Annotated in this window: 11 protein-coding genes; all 11 read right to left on the reverse strand. The window is 42.0% G+C overall.

Features of this window, described 5'->3' with window-relative positions:
* Nucleotides 1-79: 79 nt before the first annotated feature.
* Nucleotides 80-3,136: an SMC family ATPase gene (locus tag NL647_RS04640; protein ID WP_253649720.1), complete on the reverse strand. Its 3,057-nt coding sequence runs from the start codon at nucleotides 3,134-3,136 to the stop codon at nucleotides 80-82.
* 9 nt (nucleotides 3,137-3,145) lie between these two features.
* Nucleotides 3,146-4,285 carry an exonuclease SbcCD subunit D gene (locus NL647_RS04645; RefSeq protein ID WP_050937858.1) on the reverse strand — a complete coding sequence of 380 codons (1,140 nt, stop codon included), beginning with the start codon at nucleotides 4,283-4,285 and terminating at the stop codon, nucleotides 3,146-3,148.
* 137 nt (nucleotides 4,286-4,422) lie between these two features.
* A complete protein-coding gene (locus NL647_RS04650; RefSeq protein ID WP_005447016.1) occupies nucleotides 4,423-4,671 on the reverse strand; it encodes a hypothetical protein in 249 nt (82 codons plus the stop codon).
* A gap of 82 nt (nucleotides 4,672-4,753) precedes the next feature.
* Complete coding sequence (locus NL647_RS04655; RefSeq protein ID WP_029790240.1) at nucleotides 4,754-5,128, reverse strand: hypothetical protein; 375 nt, start codon at nucleotides 5,126-5,128, stop codon at nucleotides 4,754-4,756.
* A 103-nt stretch (nucleotides 5,129-5,231) separates the two neighbouring features.
* On the reverse strand, nucleotides 5,232-5,945 hold the full coding sequence (locus tag NL647_RS04660) for a GAD-like domain-containing protein (RefSeq protein ID WP_005447020.1): 714 nt from the start codon (nucleotides 5,943-5,945) through the stop codon (nucleotides 5,232-5,234).
* 224 nt (nucleotides 5,946-6,169) lie between these two features.
* The gene (locus tag NL647_RS04665; protein ID WP_005447021.1) at nucleotides 6,170-6,526 is read right to left on the reverse strand and encodes a hypothetical protein; all 357 of its coding nucleotides are present in this window, start codon (nucleotides 6,524-6,526) and stop codon (nucleotides 6,170-6,172) included.
* 1 nt (nucleotide 6,527) lies between these two features.
* Nucleotides 6,528-10,766 (reverse strand): RHS repeat-associated core domain-containing protein, encoded by a 4,239-nt coding sequence (locus NL647_RS04670; protein WP_253649721.1) that lies wholly within the window; start codon nucleotides 10,764-10,766, stop codon nucleotides 6,528-6,530.
* A gap of 9 nt (nucleotides 10,767-10,775) precedes the next feature.
* A complete protein-coding gene (locus tag NL647_RS04675; RefSeq protein WP_253649722.1) occupies nucleotides 10,776-11,591 on the reverse strand; it encodes an NAD/NADP transhydrogenase beta subunit in 816 nt (271 codons plus the stop codon).
* Nucleotides 11,592-11,600: 9 nt separating this feature from the next.
* On the reverse strand, nucleotides 11,601-11,891 hold the full coding sequence (locus NL647_RS04680; protein WP_045487579.1) for a PAAR domain-containing protein: 291 nt from the start codon (nucleotides 11,889-11,891) through the stop codon (nucleotides 11,601-11,603).
* Between the two features lie 11 nt (nucleotides 11,892-11,902).
* Complete coding sequence (tssI, locus tag NL647_RS04685) at nucleotides 11,903-13,738, reverse strand: type VI secretion system tip protein TssI/VgrG (RefSeq protein ID WP_059678431.1); 1,836 nt, start codon at nucleotides 13,736-13,738, stop codon at nucleotides 11,903-11,905.
* A gap of 50 nt (nucleotides 13,739-13,788) precedes the next feature.
* Nucleotides 13,789-14,268: a type VI secretion system tube protein Hcp gene (locus NL647_RS04690; protein WP_005447029.1), complete on the reverse strand. Its 480-nt coding sequence runs from the start codon at nucleotides 14,266-14,268 to the stop codon at nucleotides 13,789-13,791.
* Between the last annotated feature and the right edge of the window lie 105 nt (nucleotides 14,269-14,373).

The following is a 14,373-nucleotide window of genomic DNA, read 5'->3' on the forward strand; positions in this document are numbered from 1 at the left end:
AACTGAGAACCAAAAAGCCCCGCTATTTTACACCGTAATTTAGTGGGGCTTTTTGTTTATTCATATTTTCCAGTACTGATTAAGAATCAAATGCCATCTGAGACTTCACAGAAACTGTAGAACCAAGTCGCGACGGTTCGACATCAATGCGTTGCGCCATTTGCTCTTTCAGCTCGGAAACGTGAGAAATCACGCCAATCATGCGACCCGTTTGTTGTAAGTCGACCAAGGTTTGAATCGCAAGATCCAAAGATTCCGGATCTAAGCTGCCAAAACCTTCATCAATAAACAGCGTATCCAAGCGAATACCGCCACTGTAAGACTGCACAACATCAGATAGACCGAGCGCTAATGCCAACGCTGCCATGAAAGATTCACCACCTGATAACGTCGCAACATCACGCGTTTTACCTGTGTAGCTGTCCTCTACTACCAAATCCAAGCCTCGTCCTGCCGCACCTTTAAAGCCTTCAGTTTTACGAGCCAAGATATAACGACCTTTACTCATCAGACTTAAACGCTGTGACGCTTGAATCAATACATCGTCTAATAACACACCAAGGACAAATCGGTGCAGACTGATGCGGCTACCCGTTTTACCGCTTGCAACGTCATACAAGGTACCAAACACTTTATATTCGTCTTCTAACTTAGTGTTCTTGTCATGTAACGTCGCGATGTCATTACGGACTTTCTCTAGACGTTCAAACAAAGAGCGCGTGCTATCAAGCTGATTTCGCGCTTCAACATAACCTTGCTGAACACTGTTTAACTTAACGTTAAGCTCTTCTATATCAGGCAACACCAAGTCTGCCAACGTTGAACTCAAGTCTGCCAATGTTTGTTCTAGCTTGATTTGAGTCTGTTTGAACGCGTCAATTTCTTGCTGCCAAACCTGCATCTCAGCTTCATCAACTTTACTTGTTAGGAATTGTGCTTCATCCTCGAATGCACTAGCCTGCAACGCTTGCGCCCAATCAGTTTTGGCTGTGTTCAAACGATCGAGTGCCTCATTCAACCACTGTTGATTAGTTGTCAGTTGGCTTTCAATATTGGTCTTCGCCAGTACAGCTTGTTGCAAATGATTTTGTGCAGTCTCTAATGAAGTATTCAAATCCATAATCTGCTTTTGAATCGCAACAATGTCTTGTTCAAGAACTTCAAGAGATGAGTACTTAGCATCTAACGAAGCAGACAGTTTAGCCAGTTGCTCTTGGTTCACTTTTATCGTCGATTCATTCGCTGCCATCTGGTTTTGGAGATCATTGATCTTACCTTCCCCGGTAACACAACGCTGGTTTAACTCATTGACGCTTTGTTCCAACTGAACCAAGTTAATCGATGACAATTGCTGTAGACGTTCATTGAGCTGCTGCATGGACGCTTGTAAAGCGCTTAAATCCATTGATGCGTTATGACCGAGTTCAACGGATAGTTGCTCAATCTGCTGCTTGTATTGTCCGACTGCGATATTGTGCTGCTCCAACTGATTGTTCAATTGGTTGAGCGCGACTTGCCCTTCTCGCTCCGTGTTTCGAGCACGCTGAACTTGCTCTTTTGTTACCTCTTCACCAACAAATTGAGCGGGCTGAGGGTGTTCTACACTACCGCACACCGGACACATTTCACCGGTTTGTAAGCGCTGAGCCAATACAGCGGCTTGAGCATTGTGCCAGCTCAATTCAAGTGTATCTGCTGAGCGTTGAAGTTCTACGTATCGCGCTTTTGCTTGGTCAACCGAAGCTTGTTTACTAGACGTCAATGCATCCAATTTCGCTAGCTCTTGGTTTAAGCCAGTTAGCTTCTGTAGTTCTTGCATCAAACGTTGTTGCTGTTTTATCTCAGCCTCTACACTGCCAATACTAGCGACATCAACTCGAGCTTGATCCAGTGACTTCTGACCTTGTTGCGCCTCTAGCGTTAACTTCTCTTTCAGAGCGATATATTTCTTGAGCGTTGCCTCAAACTCCGACTTTTGCGTCAAACCTGCGTTAATGGCTTTCTCTAGCTCTGACTTTTCAACCAACTTTCCTTTCATGCCTTCAAGTTGGTATTGCTGCTCTGTCAGTTTTGGCAATTGTGCGGCTTGTTCTTTCGCGGTTTGCAATGCGCCTTCTTTGGATTTTACCGCGTCATTTGCCACAGTAAGATCTTGAGAAAGCTTAGCCACCTTTTGCTCAAGTCCTTGCGTTTGCTTTGAGGCATTTTGTAACGTGACATAAGGCAACTCAACCTTGCTTGCCTTCTTCGCATTGTCTAACTGCAATTGACGTGATGAGACAGCATCGCTCTGTTCTAAATGTCGCTTCAATGCAATTTCGGCTTGCTCGCGCTTTTTGAACTCATTGCTCAGTGCTTCTGCTTTTTGCAGTTCCGTTTTTACCGCATTTAATTGCGCCAGAGATTCTTGCTCTTGCTTTTGTACAGATTCAAATTGAACAGATAAGGCTTCGCGCTGCTCTGTCAACTCCGCTTCTGAAGAAACACCAGCCACCTGCAGTGCGCCTCGAATTTGGTTATCAAACTCGTCTTTGGCTTTGCTAATAGCACTCGCTTTGTCTTTCAGTGCGTATTCAATCTTCTTGTAGATATCCGTTTGGAATAGCTGACCAAAGATCTCTTCCCGCTCTTTGGATGTCGCAAGTAACAACTCTCGAAACTTACCTTGTGGCAACACCATCACTTGGCGAAACTGAGTTTCGTTCAAGCCAATGATATTGGTCACTTCTGTCTTTACTTGAGTTGTTTTGCTGGTGATGAGCTTTTCTTCGTCCGTAATCTCATACAAAGCTGCGGTATGCTTACGCACCGTCATGCCCTCACCACGCGCCTTTGGTGCTTCTTGTTCTGGTGAGCGAATCACTCGATAAGACTTACCGTGCAAAGAGAACTCTAACGTCACTTCGGTCAATAACGTTGGCGCTGCCATATCGCAACGCATTTGAATACCTTGGCGATCGTTACCCGTTGTTTCACCATAAAGAGCAAAACAAATCGCATCGAGAATCGAGGTTTTACCCGAACCAGTAGGACCATTGATAAGAAATAGAGGGTTAGTTCCCAGCTTGTCGAATTCAATCGTTTCTGTTTGAGCAAACGGACCAAAAGCCTGCATTGTCAGTTTAATGGGTTTCATGTTTGGTCCTTACTGAGCTTGCTGAGAAAGTTGTTTGATGATGTCACTGATCGCTTGATCTTGTTCTTGCGATAATTGGCCGTCTTGCGCTTCCGAAAAGAAGTCTCGGAACATATCTATCTCACTTCTCGCCAATTTCGCTTGCGCCATTTCTTGCTCGACACCAATTAACATGCCCGGTTTTTCTAGGTGCAAAACATTCGGGTAAACAGTACGTAGCTTTTCCATTGGGTTTAAGATCGCGTGCTTATCCATCAAACGTACCAACAAGTAGTCTTCGTTTTTCGGATCGGTTTTGCCCTGCTCTATCACTTGTTCAAGTTCACCTTCAACGATTCGCATCTCATGAGGTGCAGTAAGGTTAAAGTGCTCTGCCGAGACAAACCCGTTTTGGTCAATTTCCACCAGCGTGAAACCTTTCTTCTGATTTTGTTCACCAAAACTGTATTTCATCAATGAGCCAGAATAACGAATGTATTCTTCGCCTTTTTTCTGTGGCTGATGCAGATGCCCCAACGCCACATAGTCAAAGTTGAGGAAATGCTCGTGACTGACGCGGTCGGAACCGCCAATCGAAAGTGGACGCTCAGATTCAGACTCAATGGCACCATCGACAAAGCAGTGGCTGACTAACACGTTGCGTTGCTCTGATTGGAACTGCTCAGCGATTTTTTCTGCAAGTAACTTGTGCGCTTGATCGTGGGTCGAAACGGGTTCTTGGTAGGCAAAACGGACTTGCTCAGGGTCGTTATAAGGCATGCCATAAAAAGCCACTTGCCCTGCGCTTTCGGTTTCAATAACAACAGGGGTAAGCATGTCTTCGAAGTTACTGATAATGTGAAGGCCCGCATTTTTCATCTGCTCAGAGCCAAATCCCAAGCGCTCTGCACCATCATGGTTACCAGAAATCAAAATCATCGGCGTGTTTAGCTCACCACAGATTCGCTTTACTACTTTGTTAAGTAGCTCAATCGCAATGGTTGGTGGGACAGAACGGTCATAAATATCACCAGCAACTACCACCGCATCAACAGGGTTGTTTTCAATGTATTGGATTAACTGGTCAAGAACGGCTTGCTGATCGTCAAGCAAAGAGACGTGATGAAACTGTCGGCCAAGATGCCAATCTGAGGTATGGATAAACTTCATTCGAATTCACTTTCTGCCATCTACATGGCGTTATCTTATTATCCCCCTAGGATATCGTGAGTTCGTAAGCTTTTCATGTGGTTTGTGGCGTATGCTGAAGTTAAAGTATAAACGAGCTAATTTTGCGTTCTTCAAATCTACCAACCATAAGCATCTGAGATTTGGCGATATAGTTCCTCATACGCATCTTCTTCATTTTGACATTCAGTTACAGACGTAATTCTTCCTTGACTGTTGTATACAACTTGCCAAGAATCATCTCGATTGACCACACACAAACACTCACCATTTTTTAGTCCATCTAGGCTATAGGATTGATGAGGTACTTTTTTCAATTTATCAGCATTCATAACAAAGCGAACTAGTGTAGAGTTTTCATTATTCATTTGCGTTTATATCCTTTACCTAATTTATTTGCACAAACCCGATCATTATTTGGGAGCAAAGAACATGCCCTATGCACTCGGTTTACCTATCTAAAAATTCTACGTCCAACCGCTCGACACAGAGACAAATAAACTGACCATCCAAATATGCATAATCAGACTCTAAAAAATCATCACAAATCTTAAGTCCAGCGTCTATGGTCCCACCGCTTAGTCTACCTAATAGCTTATAAGCATAGGTACTATCGACCCTTGTCATACTAGTTTCGTCTGCACTTTCCTGCTCTGTTAATTCAAAGTCCAACATTTCAAATGCAACGGGATATTCTTGCCCAATATACAATTCATAGGGGCACACCCCGGCAAAACAGGTTAATTCGACACCATTAACTTCAAGCGTAACTTCTTCTTCAATATCTGGGTTTAAGCTAAGAACTCTTGCCTTGTGTGTGATCACTATTCAGCCAAACTGATTGTTTAAAAGATATCTATCTAGATCGATACTGGGTAAACAAAAGAGCCCACAAAGCGTGAGCTTGAGTTTTGCTATGCAGGACGGGTTAATCTCTGTGACTTTTAAGGACATTGCCGACCATTGACGCCATATCGATAATTTCGGCTCCCCCTAAATCCGCCATAACCTGTAAAAATACATGTAGATCTTCTTTGGTCATAGCATCTGCGGACTTCTTGCCCCCCATAAATAGGTAAGGGGTAAACACCATCACTTCTTCTTTACCCACTGGACCATGTTTTTTAATCGCAGACGGAAAGAGAGGTTTTGAACTAACTTCTACGTCTATATATTCTTTATCTTGAAAACCGAAAAAGCTTTGAATTGCAATATTAGCATCGCCTTTAGAAATGTCTTTTGCGTGTCCTTGATTTGTCATTATCCAATTTAAGTGTGTCGCTATATCGAGTGACGCACCTGTTCGCTCTCCCCACAAATAGAGTTGACCATAGGCGCTTCGAGCGATCACATGGTAGTTGTCATAGTGTGCGAACTCTGTATCGTCGAGAAAAGATTCAAGCACATCTTCAAATTCTGCGGGATTGGTGATCCAGAATAGACCATCGTTAAAGCCAGAGAAACCGACCATTTGCCAGTATTTAAGTAGCTGATCTGGAAGTATGCCTCGATATGCTTCAACTTGTTGGTCAGTCGCCTGAATATGTTCGGTCGGCTCGCCAAACTCTTCTATAAACATTTCAAAATATTCGTCATTCAACTTATTTAATTCCACATAATGGGCAGCGATCCAGCGAAACATTCATTTGGGTATCTGGTCCTAAAGTTTCGAATACACGTTGCGCTTGCTCATCCGTCTGAGATAAGCGCGATTTTGTGCGCCACTGAGATCCCCGCCGGATATCGTGAGTTCGTAAGTTTTTCATGTGGTTTGTTTTGGACGCAACTTTAAGAATACAAATTATTTCCCCGAAAGAAGTGGTATCCTGATTATCAAAATTTTCGCCCAGACACTGCTCGATTCAATTACACTCCCTTCCTAATTTCTTCTTTAAGCTGAACTAATGAGTTTACGTTAGCTAACTCCAGATGAAATGAGTAATCCATGTCAACCACTTGGAGAGGTATCATGAGCAGAGTTTTCAATTGAAGAACAAAATCTAGACTATTATCATCAATTCCATCGACAGTTATTGTTTCGAGGTCATCACTCAATCGAACAATGTAACTCTCATTATTTACAGCGTACTCTGCCTCAAAAACAGAGCCAATAAAATTTCCTTCTTTGTCATTTCTAACACCTACTATCTTTCTAATTTGTTGAACAACGGTATCTTTATCAAATTGTTCATTTTCACCAATAAATAGTAATAGTTTACTCATATCATCCCCCTCCTGACTCTTTGATTGATGTCCTAACAACCTTAACATGCCCTGGTATTTTATATTTTTCGATTAGTGACTGAAAATAAGGCTTTGCTAGAGGCTCATTAATTCTCACCTCCAACTTGTTAAACGGAACCTCAGAATCCTTTAAAACAGCTTTCAATCGTTCAAATTCATGTGCTTGCTCCTTGCGAATTTTTTCACGCAAAAATGGCGGAATCTTAGAGTCTTCAATAAAAGGACTTCTGCTCTTTTTATCAACAAACTTTGCTTCAAGAATTACAGTTCCTTCATAGCCATCAATGTCTATTGATGTCCCCCCTCCAAAGACTCGATAGTTCCGAGGCCCAGTCTGTTCTATTTCAAACAGATTGGCAGGTCGGTTTGAAGGCGTGACTTTACTATAAAGCCGTGACACATAATCGTCTATATGCGTACTTACATTATCCGCGATATTATTGCCATGACCTTCAATTTTGTCGAGCTCACTGACATACTTAGCCGCCATAGCCCCTTGCCCGACAACAGGAACCATTGCAGAAAGTGACATTCCCGCGTTAACAAAGTCACCAGTTACTCCATACAGAAAAGTATTAACTGCGTCAGGAATAATTCCGACTCCGGGCAGCATACCCGCGGCATCGAGTGCCATATGAACATCGTTAATACTTAAAGCTGAATGATGCGGGGACGAATACGCATGTAGCTTGTAACTAGGTGAAGCTTGAGTAATTGTAGCTTGATAATTCCCCGAGCCCATTGCGTAGTACACCGACTTCTCAGGCGAATTATCGTTGCGCCCCGCTAGAACTGTATGCGACTCCTCTTTTGCACATAAACCCAAAGGATCAGCCCACGAGACAGGGTTTGGTGCGAATTGATAGTGGTTAGTTCCACCAAGCAGCCCTAGGGGATCGGGTTGGATAAATCGACCTATTTGAGGATCATAATAGCGTGCTAAATTGTAATGCAGACCAGTCTCAATATCGAAATACTGCCCCTGTAAGCGAAGGTTGTTTTTAACCGTCTCGATTTCAACGTGAGCAAATCCAAAGGTATCGTATGTTGCTTGCCAAACTACCTGCCCTTTAGAGTCCACCAAACGTTCTGGGGTTCCGATTTGATTACATTGGAAAAAATAACACTTGCCGTTTTCAATAAGAGCAAGCGGAACTACGCTGTTTGGTTGATATAGATACCACCGATAACCCGAACGCGAATACTCGCCGACTAGATGACTTCCTTGCCAAATAAACTCGGTGGTTCCATTTTCGCTGATTTGCTTCGTTCTGCGTCCTAGTGCATCATATTCAAATTGACACAACCGCCCTTCAGTCTCGACACTGATTAACTGTCCTTTTGCATCATAAGCACAATGCTGTTCCCACCCATTGCCTTGAGTGCGGATTCTATTGCCTAGCTCATCGTAGTCGTACCTTACGCCGTTATATTCAACCAGCCGATCATAGTCTAGCTGTGCACTTTCATCATTAAAATTACCAAAACTGTCAAAGGAATATGACTTTTCTAAAGTCTGTGTTTTTACTCTTTCTAATTGCCCAAGTTCATCATAACGGTAATGCAACGCCCCCTTTTCACTATCAACGATAAGAGACAATAAATGCTGCGCGTTGTAATGATACTTACGCTCGAAACCAGTCCATATTTGGCGCTTCAAGCGACCTATTCCATCGAACTCTCTTAGCTCTTTTCCCGCGCTATAAGTGATTATCGATAAACGTTGTAATTCATCGTATTCAAACTTAATTGAATCTTCTCTCTCAGAGCCGTTTGAATGAATAATTAACCCACATACCGTGCCAAATTGGTCATGCTCATATAGCACCTCTGTGCCGTCGTCATAACGTTGAGAGCGTAGTAAACCGTTATTTTGGTAATGATTGACGAAAGAAAAGCGTCCCTGCTCTTCACTTACCAATTTTGTACCTAGATACGTATAGGAAACGTTCGAAAAGCGGTTATGCGCGCGGATTAACTTGCCGCCTAAGGTGTGTTGGTAATGGTCCTCAGCACTACGATTTTTACCATGGGCTTTCACCCTAGCGATGCGACCAACTTCGTCATACTCAAAAGAGATGCGACCACAACAATGCAAGATTTCACTTAATCTTTCAGCGCGGTCATAGGTGTAGTTTGTTTGCAATTGATCGAAGCTAATTGTCTGGCTGATCTGGCCATCTGGAGTGTATTCAAACTCGTATTGGCAACCGTCAGAACGCTTGATAGATATCAGTTTCCTTTCCGCATCGTACGTGAAGGAAAAAGAGCTTTGATCTGGTTTAACAATTTCCGTTGGTTGAGCAAAGTTCCCCCAGACAATTTGGGTTGTCCCTCTTGGCGTATGAATCTGTTTAACTCGCCCAACTTCGTCATATTGGTAGCGATGCTCTCGAAATGTTTGATCTTTTTTACTTTGAAAATATAAACGGGTAAGTAAGTTGTTTTCGTGTCGCTCAAAACCAGCAATCAAATCATGGGGATAAGAGATACCATTGATACGTTCATATTCGTCATAGCTATAACGAACCAAACACTGGTTTACTTTCTTTGCTAGCAGCTGGTTTGCCTCACTCCACCACCATTGAGTACGAGTTCCAACATCGCTGTTCTGCTCTACTTGTCGACCGTGTTTATCAAACAACGAATGTTCTTTTAGCCCGTTTTTGTATTGGTGCATGACCAACTGACCTAAAGCATTAAACTCTCTTATCTCAACTTCACCGTCAGGAAAACAATGCTTTATACATTGACCAAATTCATTGTATTCAAAATCTTCGATCGCCCCTGAAGAATGCACTTTTTGCTTCATCAAGCCAAACTCATCGTAGAAGTGGAAAGTGTAGCTTTTATCCGGATTAGTCGTGCACGCTAACCTCCCCATAGAATCGTGCTCATATGCCATAAGTCTGGATTCAGGGCTTATGCATTCAAGCAATTTTCCATTTTCATCATGCTTATATTGCCATCGGTTTCCTAACGAGTCCCAGTAAGTTGACTCGTATAACCCGATATCAAACCGATAGTCATAGACGCCTTCATCCCCCCAATTTCGAACACATTTTGCATCTTTTCCTTCACCCAACCATTCAAAATAATGAGAAAAGCCAGTCGCTCGCGTTCGCTTAACCAGTAGGTTCGAGTCGTTGTATTGATACTTTTCTATGAGACCGTTTTCGTTCTTGGCACAGATTAAGCGACTACCTGCATCGTAATCATATTTTGCTAACACGTGGTTTGTTTTGGGGGTTCTGATTTCTACAAGCAATCCATGTTCGTCGTACTGAAGTTCAAGTTTTGGTTTCTGGTTGACACTGACTCCAACCACTCTGTGATTGCGAGAGTATTCAAGGTTCACGGTTTTCATGTGACCCAGACGAACTTCACGTGCGACCCACAACTCGTCTTTCAAATAAAACTTAATTTGAACTTCGTTTCTCAATGACACGAGTCGATAACCATTTTTGTGGAACAGGCAGCTTGCACCAGAATAAGCTTGATAACTAATTCCGCCGATCTCCACACTAGGAAATTGAATCGTGTCTCCTACTTCATCCATAAAAAGCCAACCTACCACGTTAGACTTTTCATCTAATACATCCATTAGCTCGTATTGAAATATATGCCTCCAGCCAAAGCCTAAAGATGTACTCGTATCACAGAGAGAAGAGCGATACGTACGTAACCACGTCAAATGAAAAGGTAATCTAACATCCACTAAAGATAAGTGTTCTTCACCTGTCACCATCGACACGGGATCGCCAGCTTTAACATGACGTTTACTGCTTTCATCTTGAGGAGAGAGACTTACAGAACTGCTCGCATTAACACGTTCAGAACGCGACAATACCCTCGCACCTTTTGACGCCTTTAGAGCGACAGGTTGTGGAATATTCGTTGGTGGATAGAATGTTTTAGGGAGTAACTTAGGCAGTTCTGATACAAACAAAACACGATCATATAACCCTTTAGCGAGTAGCTGGTCGAGCTCTTCTATGCCTTTATCTTCATACTCATGAGCAAATGACACTTCTTTACTCGTCCAAGAGGCGATTTCTCTTAGGTCATCCAATGATGCAAAATGAAATTGCTCAATAAAAACCGCTGCACAGTTTTCGGTGCCAAATTCTTTTTCAATACCAACATTTAAACGTTGATGAGAAAAGCAAAATACGGCACCACTTAACGCTTTAAGTTTTATAATCCGTTGTAAGTTCATCTCTTCAAGTTACTCATTAACCCAGCGATACAAAACGCCTACGGCATATCCATACCGTTCAACGTCAATTTGCAATCCGCAATAATTTGATATGTTTCTATTTGCTTGCTGCTGGTAAACACAGAGCGCTTTTAATAAACCATTACAAGGACCTAAGGGACCCGTGATCGAATCTATTAGCTGATAGGAAGTATCCGCTGTTATCCAAGGAGATAAGAATTGAATAGACTCCAGCCATACTGGCTCTTCTCCTTCTATAGACAGAGCAAGTTCGTCTAGAAGATGAGTACAAACAAGCCCCAATTGTTTGGTGATATTTGATGTCGCCGTATCAGTCCCTTCAAAGTCCAAATCAACAGCAACCTTGTAAGGACGTAGTCCTCTATGCCCCATGGAACAACGCGCCATAACTAACGAATCAAGACCATATCCAGAATCGATTGCGTTTATAGCGACGACCCACACTGAGTTATTTTTTTTGACCAAGCGTTCAATACTGTTAAGAGCCATCAAAAAAGAGGCATTACCATATGGATAAAGGGCAATTTTATCCGCCTCGACTTTGCTAAATATCGACAAAAACCAAGCGATAACTCTTCGCAGAATGTTCTTATCGGTGATATTTGGCAGCAACAAGAAAACATGACCTGAAATATCCCGCTTGCTCAGATAGTTAGAATAAGAATCAAGCGTATCAATAATAGAGAGAGAGTCGATCTCTTCAAAGTTCGATACAGAGAATTCTGACGGCTTTAACGTATGATTAGTGAGCTGCGATATTGAAAATTCTTGGTCTCCCAACAAACACAAGCTTGGCTGAAACATAAGCCCCATCTATCCACCAATGACTACCGTTGGGTTGCCGACTAAAATTTTACCGCCGTGAGATGTCGAATCCCCTAGCCGTGCTGCCGGTTTCCCGTTGATTTTCACGCTAGAAGACCCCGAAGAGATACTATCTGGTGGACCAACGCAAATTAGCTTATCGCCTTTTCGTGCTGCAGGAAGACCTGTGATTTTTACGTTTGGAGACCCCATTATGACAGGTCCTCCGACGTGAGGAATTTTCCCTGTCTTTTTGGGACATATGTGAAAGCTACCTATTACTGCTGCTGGTTTTCCCATTTCTGCGCGCCTTAATTAAGAGAAATTTGCCCGGCTTTTAGTGCGATGGCAGAGCCATTAATCGAGATCTTATTACCCTTAATATTGATCTCGCCAGAACTCGACATTTGAATCGACGCCCCACCAACCTTAATTTCAATACTTTTTCCTGCATTAATTGATAATGCCTTACCAACATCTAAAGATTGATTCTCACCAACTTTAAGGTCGGCACTTTTACCCACTTCTTGGCGCAATTCATTGGTGACTTTTTCTTTTTTATTGTTCTCTATAGAAATATCTGCACAGTCTTCGACTACCATTTGAAACAGCTTTTCTGCGTGTAAGTAGACATGCTCATCTCCAGGCTTGTCTTCAAACCGAAGCTCGTTGTAGTTATTTCCCTCTTTTTGTACAGAGCGAGATTTGTAACCACTTTGAGAAGCTTGGTCCGGTAATTTGTATGGTGTCTCTTGAGTTCCATTGTAAAGAGAGCCGGTAACTATAGGCTGATCCGGGTCGCCATTAACAAAATCGACAATGACCTCTTGACCAACTCTTGGGTGGAAAATACTACCCCAGCCATTACCCGCGCTCGCGTGCGCAACGCGAATCCAGCATGAACTGTTAGCATCATATTTACCTTGTCTATCCCAATGAAACTGAACTTTAATTCGTCCATGCTTATCAAGGTAAATCTCACCATCCTCATTTCCAGTAACAATCGCGGTTTGAAGACCTCTAACTTGAGGTCTTCGAATATGAGTTTTTGGACGAAGCATGGTTTTTGAACCGACGCAGTGGAAAGACATTTTAAAACCTTGAGCTGACGTCCCACCTTGCCCGGTTTGATTGAGCACTGATGCAGACATGGAAACCGAAGAAAGGACAAACTCTTTACCTACACGGCTTACATCTTCATGTTTTTTAAATTTAAATAATTTACCAACAGTAAAGGTTCTGCAACTTGCTTCACCACTACATTGATAAGCATCTTGTTGTAACGATTCAATTGCATGCTTATTGCGTAAGGAAAAATCATCTTTAGTCTCAGTTTCCGCGAGATACTCATAGTGCTCACTAACTGGTACCGAAAAATATTCACTCTTTCCATTCGCTTGGTGCATCGGATGAGACAAAGGCTTAAGCATATCAAAGCCTGCTTTACATGTTTTTTTAGTCGTCAGTGTTTGGGTCTCATTCCATGAACTAATGTGGCTTACTTCACTCGTACCTGTTGAATGATTAACAAAGAACTCTTCCCCTGACTCGTAGTAATCAGCGTCATCAAAAAATTCAATAACATGGGAAGATTCTGTATGCGAAAAGCAATAAGCAACTCCCTCTTCAGACAGTAACCGCTCTATAAATGCCAGATCAGTTTCGTCATATTGAACTTTATACGCATACTTGGGGTAACTTCTTAGAGTTTTAAAACTGAACTCAACATCATGTTCTGATAGAATCAATGAAATTATTTCTTCTATGCTTTTATTTTGAAAAATACGGCAGTTAGTGCGGTAATCAGAAAATCGAATTTTAGGCTCGATATACAAATCTATGTTTTTGTAATTCTCACCATGCTCAACTGTAGTAACCCTTGAACCAGTTAATCTGGCTCTAGATACAACCCCATGAAAATAACGAGGTTTAGCGCTAACAGATGGATGATTATCCATCGTGATCAAGACCTCTTTTCCAATGATGTTATTCAATTCCTCATGTTGGTCGTTAAAATAAGCATGAGCATACAATGAAAAAAGTTGGGATGCAGTCTCTTTATATTCAAAGGAATTAAGAATTAACGTATCACTCCCAAATGGTGAAGAAATTCGTATAAAGTTATTTTTCTGAGATGCTTTTTTCATTAGATACTTCTTTATAAAATAGCGGGAAGAAAGCTCTTCCCGCAATACAATTACATTTGCTGACCTTTAACACCGCTGTAGCCATATACTAATGGCGCAGATGTGTTGTTCTTATCGTCAGTAGGTGTAACTGTCATCATCATTTCAGTGTAAGAAATAGTGATTGTTTCAATTGGACGATCGTCCTGGATTGACACAGAGTAGTTTGAAATCATTGCATCGGTAAGTTCGATTTTCATGATCTCTTCTACCTTTTCACCTTGCTTGGTGATGTGGAATACCGCTGGTTTACCTTTACCAATGGTAGCTTCTTTAAATAGGTCCGGTGATGAACGGTCTTGAAGCTTAGTGATCGTCAAATCGTATAGACGTGTTGCACTTGCTTCGCGGTCCATCGCTGTACCAGTGTACGATGAAATTTCACGACCAACACTCCAATCTACAGATAGTAGAGTAATTAGATCCTTGTACTGTTCGGCTGTTGCCTCACCTTTAATATCTGCATATTTAAGATACGTGTTAGACTGCATGCTAATCTCCTATAGCATTATTAATGACATATTACATAGTAATTTTATATTTTAATCATCAATTAAAACTAATGATTAATGTATCAAAAACCAATTTTTAAATAC

The organism is Vibrio sp. Y29_XK_CS5 (assembly GCF_024181835.1).
GTDB classification, from domain to species: domain Bacteria; phylum Pseudomonadota; class Gammaproteobacteria; order Enterobacterales; family Vibrionaceae; genus Vibrio; species Vibrio harveyi.

What these genes read in the sequence shown, in the direction of transcription:
- NL647_RS04640 (WP_253649720.1), bottom strand. Translation starts at nt 3,136, where the DNA reads ATGAAACCCATTAAACTGACAATGCAGGCTTTTGGTCCGTTTGCTCAA.
- NL647_RS04645 (WP_050937858.1), bottom strand. Translation starts at nt 4,285, where the DNA reads ATGAAGTTTATCCATACCTCAGATTGGCATCTTGGCCGACAGTTTCAT.
- NL647_RS04650 (WP_005447016.1), bottom strand. Translation starts at nt 4,671, where the DNA reads ATGAATAATGAAAACTCTACACTAGTTCGCTTTGTTATGAATGCTGAT.
- NL647_RS04660 (WP_005447020.1), bottom strand. Translation starts at nt 5,945, where the DNA reads ATGTTTCGCTGGATCGCTGCCCATTATGTGGAATTAAATAAGTTGAAT.
- NL647_RS04665 (WP_005447021.1), bottom strand. Translation starts at nt 6,526, where the DNA reads ATGAGTAAACTATTACTATTTATTGGTGAAAATGAACAATTTGATAAA.
- NL647_RS04670 (WP_253649721.1), bottom strand. Translation starts at nt 10,766, where the DNA reads ATGAACTTACAACGGATTATAAAACTTAAAGCGTTAAGTGGTGCCGTA.
- NL647_RS04675 (WP_253649722.1), bottom strand. Translation starts at nt 11,591, where the DNA reads ATGTTTCAGCCAAGCTTGTGTTTGTTGGGAGACCAAGAATTTTCAATA.
- NL647_RS04680 (WP_045487579.1), bottom strand. Translation starts at nt 11,891, where the DNA reads ATGGGAAAACCAGCAGCAGTAATAGGTAGCTTTCACATATGTCCCAAA.
- tssI (WP_059678431.1), bottom strand. Translation starts at nt 13,738, where the DNA reads ATGAAAAAAGCATCTCAGAAAAATAACTTTATACGAATTTCTTCACCA.
- NL647_RS04690 (WP_005447029.1), bottom strand. Translation starts at nt 14,268, where the DNA reads ATGCAGTCTAACACGTATCTTAAATATGCAGATATTAAAGGTGAGGCA.